This is a genomic window from Erysipelothrix sp. strain 2 (EsS2-6-Brazil), from assembly GCF_016617625.1.
GTDB classification, from domain to species: domain Bacteria; phylum Bacillota_I; class Bacilli_A; order Erysipelotrichales; family Erysipelotrichaceae; genus Erysipelothrix; species Erysipelothrix piscisicarius.
The window spans coordinates 81,871-98,861 of the sequence record NZ_SBAR01000002.1 but is presented as its reverse complement, the minus strand read 5'-3'; the positions used below and the strand labels follow the sequence as shown (position 1 = coordinate 98,861).

Below are 16,991 nucleotides of genomic sequence, written 5' to 3'. Positions count from 1 at the left end.
TAAAAAGTTGAATCAAAAAGTCAATTAGCTTAATAAAACTAAACCGTCCTTGTGACGGTTTTTTTGTTTGTGATTTTGCTAAGAACCTTAACAATTCTCACAAGATAGATTCATATGATTATAGATTCAGTTAATTTGTGAAAAAAAGTATAAATTATGCAATATGGAACTATGAAGTTTATGTCGCCCGTGCTAGACTTGATACGGTGATAAATATGAAATCAATATATGAATATGATTTAAATGAAATGGGCGATCTTTTTGAGTCTTATGGCGAGAAACGTTTTCGCGCGAAACAACTCTTTCAATGGCTCTATCAAAAACGTGTAAGTTCTTTTGATGAGATGAGTGATTTAAGCATCGCTTTACGCGAAAAGTTAAAGGAAGATTTTGTCTTAGATACATTAAATGTTGTTATGAAACAAGTCGCTTCTGATGAAACGACTAAATTTTTGCTTGAGTGCCACGATGGGGCTCTTATAGAGACGGTTATGATGAAACATGACTATGGTTATAGTGTTTGTGTAACGTCACAGGTTGGGTGTGCAATGGGCTGTAAGTTCTGTGCTTCCGGTCTCTTAAAGAAAAAGCGTAATTTAAGCACAGCTGAGGTTGTGAATCAGATTATGTTTGTTCAACGTCATTTGGATACGCAAGATAAGCGTGTCAGTCACATTGTTGTGATGGGTATCGGTGAACCGTTTGATAACTATGATAATATCATGCGTTTTATTCGTATTGTGAATCATGATCATGGCTTAGGAATTGGTGCTCGACACATTACGGTTTCTACATCTGGGGTTGCTCCCGTTATTCGTAAATTTGCGGATGAGAAAACACAAGTAAATCTTGCGATTTCTCTTCATGCGCCAAGTGATACTTTACGATCAGAGATTATGCCTGTAAATAAGATGTTTAATCTTGAAAAACTTTTCTCGGCTTTGAAGTATTATCAAGATCAAAGCAATCGTCGTTTAACCTTTGAGTACATTCTTATCGATGAGGTTAATGATCAATTAACGCATGCGAAGGAACTTGTTCAGTTGATTCGAGGGATGAATGCCTATGTAAACCTCATTCCTTATAATGAAGTGGATGAAAATCCATTCCGTCAAACGAAGCCAGAGCAAGCTGCGAAGTTTTATGATTACCTTAAACGTAATGGGATTCAATGTACAATCCGACGTGAAAAGGGAAGTGAAATTGACGCTGCCTGTGGTCAGTTGCGTGCGAATGTGGAGAAACAACGTAAAGCGTTATAAAAAACCAAGGGTAATAACTTGGTTTTTTATTGCGTGTGGTTTTTGGTTTATGCTAGGATTTGATGATAACTTAAAGGAGTAGCGTGTATGACGCATCAAAACACGATTTTAAAAACGTATCGTAAAGAAATTTGGACCCCTTTCATGAAGGGGATTTCAACCTATAATTTAATTCAAGAAGGTGATTGTGTCGGTGTCTGTATCTCAGGTGGGAAAGACAGTATGCTGATGGCTTTATGCTTTAGTATTTTAGTCAAGCATTCTAAGATTCCGTTTACGGTTAAGTATCTGGTGATGGATCCAGGTTATGCACCATCTAATCGCGAACAAATTCAGAAAAATGCGGATGTTCTCGGTTTGGATATTACGATTTTTGATGCCACGATTTTTGATTATGTTGATAAGATTGAAAAGAATCCTTGTTATTTGTGTGCACGGATGCGACGTGGACATTTGTATGAATTTGCGGAGTCTTTAGGGTGTAATAAAATTGCCTTGGGGCATCATTATGATGATGTGATTGAAACGATTGTAATGAATATGTTTTATGGCGGTCAGGTTGGGACGATGATGCCACGATTGAAGTCTACAAGTCATCCAAGTATTGAGTTGATTAGACCGCTTTATTTGGTCCGTGAGGCTTCCATTGTGCGTTGGGTTAATTATACGGGTCTTTCCTTTCTTCAATGCGCCTGTCGCTTTACAGAGCATGAGGATGGCTTAGGTCATGAATCAAAGAGTAAACGTAAAGAGATTAAGACGTGGATTCAAGAGTATAAGAAAATTAATCCATTCATCGAGGCAAATATTTTTAGAAGTGTTGAGAATGTAAATTTAAACAAGGTTATCTCATATTTTGATGATGAGATGTCGCATCATTTCTTAGAGGGATTTAATGAGGGTGATGATTAATCTCAGTCATGGTATGATGTTCTAAAGAATGAGAGGTATTAGGATGTATGATTATTTAAAAGTAAGTCAGGATGCTTCGTTATTTTATATTAAAAACAGTGTCCCAAAACCCCGTGGTGTGGTGGTGATGTGTCATGGATTTACGAATCATTCGGGTGACTACGATGTATATGCCCGATTACTTAATGAACACCAATATTCTGTCTATCGTTATGATATGAGAGGTCATGGTAAGACCAAATCTGAACGTGGTGATATTGATTCGTTTGAGACGTATGTGAAGGACCTTCATACCATTATTCGTTTAGCGACACGTGAGAACATCCACGTTCCCTTGTTTACGCTCGGATTTAGTATGGGTGGTCTGATTTCCGCACTGTATGGTGTTCAATATCCAAATAGTTTAAGTGGGCAAGTGTTTCTAGGCCCTGCCGTTGGATATGTGAGTGCAGTTCGTGGACCAAATAAGCTTGCCTTGAAAGTGATGAATAAGGTTGCGGATGATCTTCTGGTTAAGTTTTCAGGTGATTCTTTAGAACTGAATAATCCAATAAAAAAAGAAGCACTTGAACGTGATTATGCCTTCACCAGTAAAAACCCCTTAAAACTATCTTATTTTACCGTACGGTTTGCGAAAACGGTATTTATAGATGGTGCTGAGACGATAATGTCGCAATTGGATGCTTACCGTTATCCTGCATTTATTGCGCAAGGAGAAGAAGATCCGACCGTTCCCAAGGATGTCTCGGAAACGTTTTTTGAAGAAATTCGTTCTAAGGATAAAACGATTAAACTTTATCCTAATATGAGACATGTATTATATGATGAACCGAATGGATTGGAAGTCATGCAAGACAGTATTGACTGGCTTAATGACCGTACGACTCCTAGAAAATAGCCGTAAAGGCTATTTTTTTTGTGTTTGATGACATATTCATTCACTTAGATAACATATTCAAATTCCTCGTTCGCAAATCGCTTATATTATTTGTGATGAAACGGTGAAATGAGGTATGTTTATGAATCAGGTAAATTTTTGGTCAATCATTGATACAATACGCCAACAAAGTCAGAGTGATGATGCGTTGTTCTATTTTCTATTTGAAAAGGCAACAAAAAAATGCCTGCAACGGATTATCAAGGTTTCACAGACTACTTCTATACGTATGTCCGTATTTTAGAAAAAAGTCTTTGGCCTACCTTGGTCTGCTCTATTGTGAATGACTCAACAGAACAAGCGATGCTTGATGGTTTCTATGCATGGACCATCAGTCAAGGCTATGGGTTTTATAAGCTAATTTTAGCCGCTCCCGATGAGACGTATACCAAAACCCAAGAGATTGGGATGGGGAAGGCATCCATGCCACAACTTTATGATGTCATTGGTACGAATCAAATGATCGATTTATGTGTCGATGATCTGGATTATTATCACCATGAACCTTGGGGTGGTTATGAAACACTTGAAAATGCGTTTAATGATATTAACATTATCCTTCCGCAAACGTGTCACCATCGATCATTTCAAAATAATTTTAATCACACTAAAGAAACGGTGAAAAGAGTCTTGAATGACTGGAATGTGAATTTGAAAATCATGGATGAATTCCCAAACATTGAAAAAGAAGAAACGTTGAATCCTCATATTCGTAGTGAGTATTATGATCTAAATGAGCCAATATCGGAAAATATTGAGTTGCTTACAGCCACGCATTCGTATTTATTTTATTGTGCTGTAGATTTACAAAAACATCGGACACGACTGGTCCGATTCGATTTCAAAACCGGAACCAAAAATGACATCTTCTCAAGTCAAAAAATCGCGAAAATTAAGTATTTAGATGCAGTAGATTATCGCTGTGTGTTTCGGGTTGATTACGGATATGAGAACAGTCATGGGGATGATTGTTATTTAGTATATCGCATCGATTCGAATACAATAGATTATGTTAGTCCTTATTTAGATGGATGTTTGGAACTTCTCGATCAAGCAATTCTCCATAATCATTCTTTATACTTCTCTGGACAGATTGATTCGGTATCCTGTCCTAATATTTATCGCTTTAGTTTGTTGACGCGGTCGACATTTAAAGTTGTATCAGGGGCAGGAATGATGCGTCGTTTTGGGGATAATTTTCTATTTGGATATTGCAGTAAGATGAATCGCACAAATTGTTTTAAGGGAGTTTTTGAATATCAACTTGATGATCAACATCTATTAAAACATGATGCAAATATTTATTACAATATCGCATCAGTCAATGATACTGAATGGTTATTAGGGATGCGAGAAGGAATCTCAGTGTGGCTCAATCAGTATAAAGTTTTAAACCAACAGACATTCCCTTCTCAGTATGAAGATTTATTTCCGATTGCTCATAATGAAGCCATTATTGTGGGATACAAGAAAACTCGTAAAGGGCTTCGTATGGTTTTAATTGACCGTAAATCAAATCGTATGTATGAGCTTGAAAAGGGTGTTGTTTGTCGTTTAATTGATGATGGCTTGGAATGGGTTACCATTGATGCGTTATCGGGAGTTATCAAAGTAAATGAATTTAAAGTATAAAAAAGATCAGAGCTTGGAACTCTGATCTTTTTTATAGAGAAGAACATCAACTTCTTTAATTTGCTTTTTAGTATACAAATACATAAATGAGATTACGATTAGTGGCACTAATAGAAGCAATAAGAGCGTTGTTTTAATGTGTGTAAACATAACTGACTGAAATCCTTCATCAAGATTATTTGAACTGATATCGGAAGGCGAGGAAGTCCACGTAACGTTATTTAAAGATTTGGGAATAACATGAACTCGTTTTTCGGTACCACGTTCTGTTTTAAACAAGACAGTTTCAGACGTATTGCCGTATTCTTTAATTACTGTTGTAATTGGGACTTGAATTCCTGTTTCTTCAATCCAAGCTTGAGCTTTAACGAGTTCGATGAAACGTAAGTCTGTAAGCCGTTCTAAACTTCCACGAGGAATTTTTAAATCTTGAGCATCAATCCCTTCGGTTTCGGGATTGATGATTGCGGGATCAGCGCGTTTTAACGTTTCAGTGTCTTGATTTAAGCCATCTTTGGTAATGGTCATCTCGACGACTTTCCAATAAGGATTGCCTTCAAAATCATGATACTGAAGACGCACCCAATAAGTACCAGGAGCATCGATGTCTTCAATATCAATACTTTCAACCTGTGCTAAGATGGGCGTTAGTTGCATCAAGAAGACCATGAAACATCCAAAGACAGCGATAACTTTACGCATGATGAACGCCTCCATGAAGCGGAAGGGTAATCGTAATTAAAACGGATTCGTCTTCCGTACTTAGGACATAGGTTCCGCCAGCAAGGTAACTGAGATTTTTAATTAAGAAAAGTCCGTTACCACTACTGTATTGATGCGATGCATCCGTTAAGACATTAAATAGAAACTCAGATTTTTTCATGTGTTCAATATTTTGAGGTAATGTTTGATTATGATAAGTCATGATCACAGAAGGACCATCTAACCGAAGTCCGATCGAAACGGTCGTATCATCGGTTGCATAATTTCCAATATTCGACATTAAATTGTGAATTAGAAGTTGGAGTATAACCTTATTGGATTCAATCATTAAGGTATCCGGTGAGTCCAAGTCAATCATGAGATTGCGCTTTGAGAAGTTTTGACCAAAATAACGCAAGGTATCGTAAGTAAGTGATACTAGATCAAATTGAGAGAGGTTATGCTCCAAAGTCATATTGTCCTGGTTGAGGACAGTAAGAACTTCATTAATTCGTTCCATAATTTTTTGACTTTGCTTGATGTTCATGTGGGCTACATCAAGGGTATTGTTTGTATCGTCCACCCCATCAACAATCAGTTCATTCATCATAATCTGTTGATGGATGGGTGTTTTAAGATCATGTACAAAAGACTTCGATACGAGCAGTGTATTGTTTAATCGTTGAAGACCAATCTCTAAATCTTTCTCGAAATCAGTATATCGATGGGATGCTACTGTCATCGCATGATGTATTTGTGTTGAGACATTTGAAAGCGTCTGATCAAAGATATCATCTCGCGGCTGTATTGCTTCAAAATCATATTTTTGAAGCGATGTAAGGGATTTTTTAGCGTAATGCAAGGGTTTAAAGAGTGAATACATAATGAAAAAATAACCGATTGTCATCACAACAAATGAAGCTCCAAGTACAGAAACCTGTTTCGTAAGAAATGGTATTAGATAGGCATCATCTGGAAAGTTATACATCCGTACCAAAAAACGATAACTTGAATCATATGCCTCCATCGAACCTTTTGATTCATAGAGCACGGCCTTAGAAGAAACAGCCCCAAAAAAGTTCTGCTCAGTCAAAACATCTGAAGAATGATAAACGACACGATCATCCTCAAAGACAAGTAAGTCGAGGGGATAGTTCTCCACAAGTTCATCAAAATTCGATTGTTTTGTTAGTGCGAATTCATTAACAGATTCAGTGATTCGTTGTTCCATCTTCTGAACGGTATTTTTTTCTTACTCTTGATAGCGTTTAGGAAAGCTAACGAGATTAAGAATGTATAAATCTATAAGTATGGTATAGGCTAGCGTTAATACAATCCCTACCCATGTACTTCGTTTATGAGGTTTCATTCCACTTATAACCAGCCCCTCTTATCGATACAATGGAATAGATGCCCATTTTTGTTCGTAAATTTTTAAGATGAACATCAACTTTACGGATGTTATGGGCTGTAGGTTCTTCAGCCCATACAGCACGTAGTAAATCTTCACGTAGAACCAATGTATTTTTGTGATTAAGGAAATATTCAAGTAAATTGAATTCGGTCGGGGTAAGCTTGTAAGATACATTTTCTTTATAGACAGTACGATTTCTCAGATCCATCATAATGTTCTCAACACTAGAAGATAAAAAATTAATATGGGTAATGGGTACACTTTCGCGTTCTAAAATATTTGCGATATAGTGCAAAATAACCTTTAAACTTTTTGACTTTTCGATATAGAGATCAGCATGAAGTTTTAGGGATTCAAGTTCTGTATGATTGCTGGGTTTTCCCGTAAGAATAATGGAACGGGTTCCCGGTGCCATTTTTCGTGCAGAGTCAACCAAACGGAGTCCATCAATCACATCCAACTCAAGATCGGTAAGGAGTAGATCGTATTGATTGAGCGCTAAATGTTCCATTGCATCGATTCCACTATAAACACAATCAACTTCGTAGGGTACTTTTAAAAGATGTTCTGTAATAAAGTTAGAGTATTCAACGTCATCTTCTACAAATAATATTTTTTTCATAAATGTCACCTCATTTTTCTGCTTTTATTCTAACTTTATTGAAGAATGTGTAGATGTGAATGTTCTCGAAACACCCATACATGTAATAAAAATTAAAATTATGTATTCTTGAAGGGAAATGTGAACTAAAAATAAAGAATATAAATAGAAATAAAAAAAGATTTGTGTAGATTAATGAGACAAGTGTATACAAATAAATCTTTTTCCATATAGGATAAAACGTCTGATAAGTGCTTATTACGGCTTTTTTAATGATTTGTGTTCAGGGTTATTCATCTTAACTATCTACATAAATCCCGTTTTTATTCAGGACAAATATGCTTTTGTTTATGACAGATATACCTTAAAGAATCGTATTTCTTTTAAGATGCATACATTAGCGCACTGTGGTGTGTAAAAAGGAGGATAAGATATGGCGGGATATAAGAAAAATTTAGTAGCATTTTTATCAACAGTTCTAATGATGTCATCATTTGGAATAGCACTAACATTTGCGATTGAAGCAGATTTTGGGAATGATGACTATAAAGTTGTTGATAAAAAACTAAACCCAACGAATCTTACAGTAGATTTAAATATTAAACTTGAAGATAAGATGAAAGATACTCCAAAGGAGATCTCACACTTATCAAAAAATACAAAAAACGATGATGTGGAGAAAGAGGAATTCTCTCTCTACGCAACGATTCAGAGGATGAGTATGAAATTGAAATTTCAGAAAATGATGACTATGAATTTGAGTTGACGTATTCAAAAGAAGTGAAATCCGCTGAAGCAGATGCTGAAGCGATTAACCGCGAAGAAAAACTTACATTTAATGTAAATGTTAACGAGATTATGGATGCCGAGGAAGAAGCAATTTCCGATGCTCCCGTAGCCAAAGTAGAAGATGTAAAGGCACCGGAAGTTTCTGTAGATACATTGGGAGATGCAGATGTTACATTAGAAGTTGTGGATTATAATCCTTCTGTGGAATGGAAAGCAGGAGAACAACATCAAATTAATGTTAAGGTTGATTTCAAGGATAACAATTCAACACAAGTAAAGAAATTCGAATCAACATTCCAGAAGGTATGGAAGTTGTTTCTTATCCTGTAAAGGGATCACCTGCAAGTGGAACACCAGAATATTCAATGAATGGAACCCTTATTGATGGTGTTATCACCGAATCACAAAAATTAAAACCAAAATACTATGTGTCGTTCAATGGACAAATTGTTTATAAAGTCAGCGATACAACTCAAATTGTTAAGTTGCAACGTATGATTACCGTCAAAGTTGATGAAAAACTATACTAAGGACCAAAAACATTTACAGATGCGATTAAAGTAGAAGCATTTAAAAATGGTGATCTCGCAGATATGAAATCATTTTCTCATACAACAGTAGAGCAGGTTTCTTACCTTTTACGTGCACCGATTTCTAACTTTCATGCTACAGTATCAAAAGGTGATACAGAGACATTGATTATGGGGAATCCTCGTGTAAGTCGTCAAGGGCGTTTTAATCAAACCCGTTTTTCGGTAAAAAATATTACGACAACTATGTTTTATCCAATTGGAACTACTATAGACGACTCACAACTCACTCAAACACTGGTATCAAAAGATGATTCAAATGGAAAAATTGTTTTATCATCAGATAATTTAATGAGTTCAACTACACAATTATTTACGGTTCCTCTAAAACACGGCCATTTAGCAGAAGGCTCTTACGATGCATCGGAACAATCATATTTCGAATTAAAAACATATGATGGAACTGAAGATCCAGAATCCGTATCTTCAATGACGCAAAAAGTGAATCGTATTGCGAAACCTAATGTTCGTGTAATCCCAAATAACGACGGTAAAACCGTAAATGCGGGAGATACAACAACGATGCAATTTAATCTTGGAGAGCAATCCTACTATGATAACAATGCCAACTCATTTGGTGTTATTGATCCAGAATTCTTCTTTATTATTCCGGAAAATACACAAATTGATATGAGCACCCTAAAAATTTGGGCATCAAATAAGACGCTTGGAAGTTCGGACTACACTTCAGAAATTTACACGATTAACGCTACAGGGCAACGTGCTCTGCGTGTGCAAATCTTTGGTGTCTACAGTATGCAGGATAAAGACAGTTACTTACCAGTGCTAACGTATGTTTGATTCAATCTGAATACGAATATTAAATCTGGTGGTATTTACGACTTAAATCAATTAGGATTTTGGAAATTAGATAAAGATTGGACAGTTTCAAATATTTCAGGACAACCTGGATCTGTAGCAGATACCAACGATATCAACAATGATACCGATGTAACAGAACGTATCATGCCTGCAAAAGTAACTCAATTAAATATTATTCCTCGTGAAGAATTGATTATTGATACTTATATCCAACCTAAAGGTGATATTCGTCGTCCTTCATTTGACATCACGAAACCAGAGACAGCCGTTTCATTTACACCGGGTACAGAAGCAACATACACGGTAGACTTATTAAACAATAAAAATGTTTCAATCAACGGATTCTCTGTATACATTCCGGTTCCTAAGGATGGTAATGATTTTGGAAAGAATTTCCAATCAACATCGTTTGCATGGAACATGAAATTAAATGCTGAACCTAAAATTGAGATTTTCGATAAAGATGGTAAAAACATTTCAACGGAAAAAGGTTCAAGTTATAAACTTACTTATTCTACCGATGCAAGCACCGAAGCTAACTATTTAGGTGCTGCCTAGGGAACATCATTTAATCCAAATACAACAATGATTCGTCTTGAAAATACAAGTGGGTCAGTTGAAAGTGGTGAACGTGCCGTTCTTGTTATGGATTATGTTGTCGATGAAACACCTGCAACTGCAATCGGGAAATTAGGTAAGATTAATGACTTTATGCCTTTCTACTCATTTGATGCGGGTACTGTCGGATGGTCTTCGGGATCACGTGTCGGTGCTAACTTAGAAATTGGAGAGATTAAAGGTCTTGTGTTCCTTGATGCAAATAAGAAAGGTATTATGGATGGTTCAGAAGTGGGTCTTGGAAACAAACCTGTAGAACTCTTGAAAAAAGATACAAACGGTGCGTATGTTTCCGTGAAATCCATGAATACCAATGCAGACGGAACGTAAGCTTTTGGTGATCTAGGAAATGGCGATTACCAAGTGAACTTCAATGGCGTTTTAGGAAGCAAACAAATGTTTACAATCAAAGGTCAAGGTACTGATGGTGCTAAAGATTCAGATGTTGATGTGAAAGGACCAAACACCGGTCTTGTATCGTCTATTGATCCAACATCAACACAATCCGGACAAATTACAGTCGGTGTTATTGACTATGATCTTACTGCATTAACCGTTAAATTTGATAAAACATCAGAAACTGTTAAAGCGAAAAAGGAAATTGATTTAGGAACTACAATCACACCTGATTCCTTTAGTTCTATTAAGGAATCAATAACCTTTACTTCAAGTAAAACAAGTGTTGCGATTGTATCGTCTGCAGGACGTGTAACTGGACAATCCGAAGGGACTGCAGATATCACCGTAACGGTTACGGATATTTATGGTAATACCGCAAGTGATACCATTCAAATTACCGTTACAAGTAATACACCTCCAGTGTTAACACTTCAAAAACTCGTAGCAGATGCGGAAATGAATACAACTGTGAAACTTAGTGATTTCATTACAAGTGTAACCGATAAAGAAGATGGTTCAATTGATCCTTCAAATGTTGTGATCACACCAGCAACGCTCGATACATCGGTACTCGGAGCAGTTCAAAATGTAGAGTATACCGTAAAAGATAGTGATGGTAATGAAGTAAAACAAACAATTCAATTCACAACAGTTGATACAACAGCTCCAACTATCGGTTCTGAGACATTGAATGCGATAAGCATCAACAACTCTAAACCATTAACAGAAGCTGAATTCGTAACACTTATAAAATATAGTGTTACGGATAACTCACTCGGAACCGTAACAACAACATCTGATTTTGATACAAAATTAACACAAGCAGTTCAATCAAAACCAGGTAGTGTTACTGTTACAATCAAAGCTACAGATGCTTCAAACAATACTCAAGTATTCCCTGTGTCTGTAACCTTAGTCGATGATGTGAAACCAGTTCTTACAGCTGATTCAAGTTTAGTCTTGAATTCAGAAGATGCCGATCTTAATGAAAGTGCGTTCTTAGGACTTGTGAATGTGAGTGCAACAGATAACAGTGGTGTCGTTACAGTGACTTCGGACTTTGATACAATCGTCCTAGACCAAAACACACCAAATGCAATTGGTATGAATGTTACAATTACCGCAACAGATGGTGTTGGTAATGCGAAAACTGTAACCGTTAAAGTTACAGTTAAGGATACAACAGCTCCAGTCTTAATGGTTGGGAAAAATCTTGTAATTATTGAAAAGACCGATGGTTTAACCTATGCGGATCTTAAACAAGCAATTAATCCAAGTTTTACAGATAATGGAGATATGACCGGTGTTGAAGAAACAACGATTGATTTTGGATCTGTGAAAGGGAATGCGATTGGTCGTTACCAATTCCAAATCCAAGTTACAGATAAAGCAGGATTGGGTTCAAATGTTGAAATCATTACTGTAATTTTTTTTGATAAGTTTGATCCGAATACAAATGAGTCAATGAATGCTCATGACTTCAGTATGAAACTGGAAGACGCTAAGACTGCAGGTTTAACGCAATTAAAACTTGCTGCTGATGCCATTGCATTTAGCTATGCAACCAATCCAGAACAAGCTGTCGCAATTACGGGTTGTACACTATCTCAAGAAGGTGTTAGCGTAACAGACATCAATCAAGTTGGCGATTATATGGTGACATTTACTACAGATGCTGGAACTTCATATGATGTTGTTGCACATATCTTTGATGAAATTGATCCAATCACAAAAGAAGCAATTAATGCGAATGATTTTGATATTCAGTTTGAAGATGTAAACGACGAGAACCTTGTTAAGTATGCGAAAGCGAAAGCATTCTTTGTCGCAAATGGTACACCGAAAGAAATCGAGATTACCAAGGTTACACATGCAATCACTGGAACTGGTGATTACACCGTGAAATTTGAAACAGCACAAGGTACTTCAAAGGAAGTTACGGCACATGTTTACAGTTCTGTAAATATTGAAAATAAAGAAGCAATGAATGCCGATGACTTCGTAATTCAACTCTCTTATGTGAATGAAATTAATGTAAAACAATTATCCGGTTTAGAAGCGTATGACATTAGTGTCAATCCAGCACTTCCGTTGGATTTTGATACAATCACGGTTTCTGAATTACCAACCTCAATTGGTGAACACAACATCACATTTACAACTGTGAAGGGTACAAGCATTACTGTAGTTGCCCATGTCTTTGATGTAATTGATAATGTTAATAAGATTGCGATGAATGCACATGATTTCTCAATGTTGCTTGATGATGTATCAATGGATGCATTGATTGCGAATTCAGGGGTTGAAGCATTTGATGTATCCAATCCAATGCAAATCACACCAATTACTGATATTAAAGTTCTTACAGACCTTCCACAGTCATTAGGTAACCACACAGTTACTTTCGAAGCAACAAATGACCTAGGAAAAACATCTACACTGAGTGTAGAGGCAACCCTCTACAACAACGGTACTGTGGTTCCTGGCGAAGGTGCAATTTACGCAAATAACTTTGAAATTAAAATGAAGAATATGACTAAAGATTCCGTACGTATCGCAGCAGGTGTTACAGCATTTGACGCAACCGGTAATGCAGTTGATGTTAAAGACATCAAACTCGTAAGTGCACTTCCTACAACAGCTGGATTCCATAACTTCATCTTTGAAGCAAATGGTGTTCAAGTTACTGTTCTAGGACACGTTACAGCACGTTATCAAGTTGTTGGACATGACTTAAATATGACAATGGATGAATTCAAGGCATTCAAAGCTAATGGTACGATTGAAAAAGAAATTATCAAACGTGCAGAAGGTAAAGTAATTAACTTGGATACAGGTGAAATTGCAGAACTTGCAAGTGTTGATTACCATACAGCAGATATTACAAAAATTGCTCCTGGTAAATATGATGTGGTCTTGAACTACACAATCGATGGTGACTTTATTGATGAAGAAACACCTTCAACATTTGGCATGAATAAAACAATCAGTAAACATGTTAACTTAAATATTACTGATGATAGTAATTCTGGAAATGGATCGAATAATGGATCAAACAACGGTTCATCGAATGGATCTCAAAATGGTTCAGGAAATGGAACCAACACAGATTCAAATACTTCATCTCTTCCTTCAACAGGTATTGCAGTAGATAGTACACCAGTACTTCTTGCAAGTGGTCTTGTTGTTCTAGGATTTGTCTTAATGCTTATGAATAAAAAGAAGAAAAACGAAGATCAATAAAATGATTAGCGTAATTTTAGAACACCCTTTATAAAGGGTGTTTTTTTATGGAATGAATTGATGATTTTAATCTAGATTTCACGATTGTCATGTAAGATTAAAATAAGAAGGAGGGATTCTATGAATATTGAAAAGAAATGGTTTCAAGATTTAACGAAAGAAGAGTTGTTTGAGATGTATCGCTTACGTATTGATGTTTTTGTGGTTGAACAAGAATGTGCGTATCAAGAAATCGATGATTTTGATTTAACAGCACTTCATGTTTTTGTTCGGGATGATGCAGGCGTTTTAGTCGGTTATGGGCGTGTTTATGACGCGGGTGACTTCAATACCTTCGGACGTGTTTTAATCTTGCCTAAACTGCGTAATCAAGCTCTGGGCTCAATTCTCGTTCAAACGCTAATTGATACCATCAAGACAACTCTCAAAGATAAACCGATACAAATTCATGCAATCGCATCCCTTAAAAACTTTTATGAGAAAAGAGGGTTTAAAGCCATTGGACCCATCGTCGTTGAAGATGGAATTGAGCACATTGATATGGAATATTGTGCTTAGCGATACAAGAATCTGATTTAGCACTTTCTTGCTATTTGACCCATAAAAATCACGATATTTGCATACTGATAATTTGTATATTTGCTAATTTGGTATTTTTCATATTTGAGCATTGCATATTCCTAAAACCTAGCGTATAATAGGAAACATCAACAGGGATTATGTTGAAACACAATGCGCCCGTAGCTCAACTGGATAGAGCACTTGATTACGGCTCAAGAGGTTATGGATTCGACTTCTGTCGGGCGCGCCAAATATTAAATAAAACACCTACTTCCGTAGGTGTTCTTTTTTTATTGGTCCTGATGTCTAAAGAGACGACGATAAATATAGAATAAGAATCGATCGTAATAAGATACAATACGTTTGTTTGAGAGTGTATATAAGATTACACCACACCAACTTAAGACAAGCGCTAGTCTTAGGTAAAGATTATCAAGATTAAATGTTATTGGTGCCATTAAGACAAGAAGATATGTATGAAACATATAGATATTTAAAGAGTTTTTCCCAAAACGTTTAAAGGGTGTCTTACGGTCAGGAACTAGGTTTAATAAAACATAAATACCCATAAATCCAAGACCATAGCGAATTAATGACAAGAGAATGGGGTACCCCATTGTGGAAAAGAGTTCATGATAAGAACGATCTCCCCATAAAAATTCAGCAGGCAAGTTGAGTACGCAGGTGAAGAGGTAGGCTGCAATCATGAGTAATGCGATAACAAGGAATGGATACCGTTTCGGTTGTGACTGTATCTCCTCAACTGTTTGGTGTGAGGTGAAATACCCTGCAAGAAAATAGGGCAAGAAGACAAGAACACGAGACAGGGTTAAATAGTCCCCAAACTCTGTGAAAAGACCTCCGATAACGCCAATAAATAAGCTTAAAGCAAAGATATCTTTGACTTGAAGCAATGATGGTAAAAGTAACTTCCAAATAAACATAGCAAGAAGAAACCACATCGCCCATCCAGGTGTTAGAAAACTAAAAATTGGAAGTGTATCTGAAGTTTGCATTCCAAGTGGCAGCATCTTCAACAAAGCCCAAAGTGTATTAAAAATAAAGAATGGGATAAAGAAGTTGCGAAATGCATCATTACGTCCTTTTTCAATATTCTTAGAAAGATACCCAGCAATGAAGACAAAAGCAGGCATATGAATCATATAAATTAAATTATAAATGAACTGAAGACTTTGAAAATCATGACGTAAAAATTCGAATCCATGTCCGAATACGACCAGCATTATAAGTATTCCCTTGAAATTGTCGATCCAAAGGTATCGTTGTTTAAGTGTAGTCATAAAGCCTCCAATTTCCTCTATAATAACAAGATTCATACCTCAAGTCTATGAAATAGAAAAACTGCCGAAGCAGTTAAACGTGAACTTTATAGACTATTTTAGAGATTGAGGTATTCCCCACAGGATCATATCCCACTTTATGCGCTTCATGTTCAAAGAAAACAACAAACATACCCGGTTTTATATAACCATCTAAGCAATGCTCGATGCTATCGCCAAATAATATATCATGTTCTTCATCATAGTCTGTTTGATAAATAAGTTGATCTTTGTGTGTCATTTTAAAAGATTCAGTACCTTCTAATACGACATGGACATCATAATAAACCCGGTGTAATTCATAAGACTTCTCAGCTTCAAGACCCGTTTTAAAATTTATGAAATTTTTAATTAAGGTCGATGAGGGTTCAGAAAGTGCAGTTTGAATATCCACCAATACTTCATCCAACTTTGTGCTTATTCCAAAGTATAAATGGGCATTACTTATATCGTCATAGATCATATTCAATCCTCCTTAATGCCATCATACACAAAATTTAGACCGAGCTTTTTATTTTTGTGCATTAGTACCATAAACTATGTATTTCATGACATATTACTTCTATATCTACAGTATTTAAGTAAAATATTGATAGGGAAGGAAGTTTAATTCAACATAATAGATTAAAAACACCTTCTCAAATAATAATAGTGAGCATAAAACGTTACCATCAAGCACATCCCCTTGCATATAAATCGGCGGTTGATTTATGTCGTGTATTGATGTTCTTTATGTTCAACCTCTATTCAATCATTCCCAATGCAGAGTTTATCCATTCTTTGCAATTGATTGAATCATCCAAAAAGCACTGTGTCGGACAACGCAGTGCTTTTTTCGCATTATTTGAGTGAATCAACCTGTATATTTGTCTAATTATGAGTTTTACGTTGACAAGTTGGAGAACTGTTTGTACTATAAACAAAAAAGGAGATGATGTGATGAAACGGATTGATTGTCTGGGTGAAATTTGTCCTTACCCAATGCTTTTACTCCAAAAAGAATATGATGCCTTATGTTCTGGAGAGTCTGTTTTATTGATTACAGATCATCATTGTACTTTATCTGCCGTTGGTGTTTATTGTGATGCGCAAGGGTTTCGTTACAGCCCTGATGAGGTAATACCTGGTGTGTGGGAAATTACGATTACCGCAAAACAATAACGAAGCGC

General features: G+C 36.2%; 18 protein-coding genes and 1 tRNA gene. 14 read left to right on the top strand and 5 right to left on the bottom strand.

The genetic code is table 11. From position 1 onward, the window contains the following. Window positions 1–215 precede the first annotated feature (215 nt). The 4 genes from rlmN (at window position 216) to EPJ89_RS02055 (ending at window position 4,743) form a co-directional block, all read left to right on the top strand. Window positions 216–1,262: a 23S rRNA (adenine(2503)-C(2))-methyltransferase RlmN gene (gene rlmN, locus EPJ89_RS02070; RefSeq protein ID WP_200548885.1), complete on the top strand. Its 1,047-nt coding sequence runs from the start codon at window positions 216–218 to the stop codon at window positions 1,260–1,262. An 87-nt stretch (window positions 1,263–1,349) separates the two neighbouring features. Beyond that, window positions 1,350–2,174, top strand: coding sequence for a tRNA 2-thiocytidine biosynthesis TtcA family protein (locus EPJ89_RS02065; protein WP_200548884.1), 825 nt, complete (start codon window positions 1,350–1,352; stop codon window positions 2,172–2,174). Between the two features lie 43 nt (window positions 2,175–2,217). After that, a complete protein-coding gene (locus EPJ89_RS02060) occupies window positions 2,218–3,072 on the top strand; it encodes an alpha/beta hydrolase (protein WP_123171060.1) in 855 nt (284 codons plus the stop codon). Between the two features lie 222 nt (window positions 3,073–3,294). Then, window positions 3,295–4,743, top strand: coding sequence for a hypothetical protein (locus EPJ89_RS02055; protein ID WP_200548883.1), 1,449 nt, complete (start codon window positions 3,295–3,297; stop codon window positions 4,741–4,743). Window positions 4,744–4,749: 6 nt separating this feature from the next. Here the strand turns inward: EPJ89_RS02055 and EPJ89_RS02050 are convergent, their stop codons facing one another. From EPJ89_RS02050 to EPJ89_RS02040, 3 genes are all read right to left on the bottom strand, one after another. Then, window positions 4,750–5,445: a hypothetical protein gene (locus EPJ89_RS02050; RefSeq protein WP_200548882.1), complete on the bottom strand. Its 696-nt coding sequence runs from the start codon at window positions 5,443–5,445 to the stop codon at window positions 4,750–4,752. Then, complete coding sequence (locus tag EPJ89_RS02045) at window positions 5,438–6,676, bottom strand: sensor histidine kinase (RefSeq protein ID WP_244660787.1); 1,239 nt, start codon at window positions 6,674–6,676, stop codon at window positions 5,438–5,440. Before EPJ89_RS02045 ends, EPJ89_RS02050 begins: the two co-directional genes overlap by 8 nt. Window positions 6,677–6,800: 124 nt before the next feature. Next, a complete protein-coding gene (locus tag EPJ89_RS02040; RefSeq protein WP_200548881.1) occupies window positions 6,801–7,481 on the bottom strand; it encodes a response regulator transcription factor in 681 nt (226 codons plus the stop codon). 412 nt (window positions 7,482–7,893) lie between these two features. Between EPJ89_RS02040 and EPJ89_RS02035 the strand changes: the two genes are divergently transcribed. The 9 genes from EPJ89_RS02035 to EPJ89_RS01995 all read left to right on the top strand — a co-directional run bounded on the left by EPJ89_RS02035 (window position 7,894) and on the right by EPJ89_RS01995 (window position 14,732). Further along, window positions 7,894–8,226 carry a hypothetical protein gene (locus tag EPJ89_RS02035; RefSeq protein WP_200548880.1) on the top strand — a complete coding sequence of 111 codons (333 nt, stop codon included), beginning with the start codon at window positions 7,894–7,896 and terminating at the stop codon, window positions 8,224–8,226. Beyond that, window positions 8,223–8,579, top strand: coding sequence for a hypothetical protein (locus EPJ89_RS02030; protein ID WP_200548879.1), 357 nt, complete (start codon window positions 8,223–8,225; stop codon window positions 8,577–8,579). Before EPJ89_RS02035 ends, EPJ89_RS02030 begins: the two co-directional genes overlap by 4 nt. Then, entirely contained in the window at window positions 8,555–8,779 is a 225-nt protein-coding gene (locus EPJ89_RS02025; protein ID WP_123171066.1) for a hypothetical protein, read from the top strand. The genes EPJ89_RS02030 and EPJ89_RS02025 overlap by 25 nt, the downstream gene beginning before the upstream one ends. Before the next feature lie 63 nt (window positions 8,780–8,842). Continuing rightward, window positions 8,843–9,640 (top strand): hypothetical protein, encoded by a 798-nt coding sequence (locus tag EPJ89_RS02020; RefSeq protein WP_200548878.1) that lies wholly within the window; start codon window positions 8,843–8,845, stop codon window positions 9,638–9,640. Window positions 9,641–9,805: 165 nt separating this feature from the next. Next, the gene (locus tag EPJ89_RS02015; RefSeq protein ID WP_123171068.1) at window positions 9,806–10,219 is read left to right on the top strand and encodes a hypothetical protein; all 414 of its coding nucleotides are present in this window, start codon (window positions 9,806–9,808) and stop codon (window positions 10,217–10,219) included. Between the two features lie 27 nt (window positions 10,220–10,246). Continuing rightward, on the top strand, window positions 10,247–10,609 hold the full coding sequence (locus tag EPJ89_RS02010) for a hypothetical protein (protein ID WP_200548877.1): 363 nt from the start codon (window positions 10,247–10,249) through the stop codon (window positions 10,607–10,609). Window positions 10,610–10,675: 66 nt separating this feature from the next. After that, window positions 10,676–13,921, top strand: coding sequence for a LapB repeat-containing protein (locus EPJ89_RS02005; protein WP_200548876.1), 3,246 nt, complete (start codon window positions 10,676–10,678; stop codon window positions 13,919–13,921). A 120-nt stretch (window positions 13,922–14,041) separates the two neighbouring features. Beyond that, window positions 14,042–14,479: a GNAT family N-acetyltransferase gene (locus EPJ89_RS02000; protein WP_123171071.1), complete on the top strand. Its 438-nt coding sequence runs from the start codon at window positions 14,042–14,044 to the stop codon at window positions 14,477–14,479. A 176-nt stretch (window positions 14,480–14,655) separates the two neighbouring features. Further along, window positions 14,656–14,732: transfer RNA gene (locus EPJ89_RS01995), tRNA-Arg, on the top strand. Window positions 14,733–14,772: 40 nt separating this feature from the next. Here EPJ89_RS01995 and EPJ89_RS01990 read toward each other — a convergent pair. Together EPJ89_RS01990 and EPJ89_RS01985 are read right to left on the bottom strand one after the other, a co-directional pair. After that, entirely contained in the window at window positions 14,773–15,783 is a 1,011-nt protein-coding gene (locus tag EPJ89_RS01990; protein WP_123171072.1) for an acyltransferase family protein, read from the bottom strand. Window positions 15,784–15,856: 73 nt separating this feature from the next. Next, entirely contained in the window at window positions 15,857–16,285 is a 429-nt protein-coding gene (locus EPJ89_RS01985) for a YhcH/YjgK/YiaL family protein (RefSeq protein WP_200548875.1), read from the bottom strand. Window positions 16,286–16,761: 476 nt separating this feature from the next. On the opposite strand from EPJ89_RS01985, the gene EPJ89_RS01975 reads away from it, so the two are divergent. Further along, entirely contained in the window at window positions 16,762–16,983 is a 222-nt protein-coding gene (locus EPJ89_RS01975; protein ID WP_003774700.1) for a sulfurtransferase TusA family protein, read from the top strand. The last annotated feature ends 8 nt before the right edge of the window (window positions 16,984–16,991 follow it).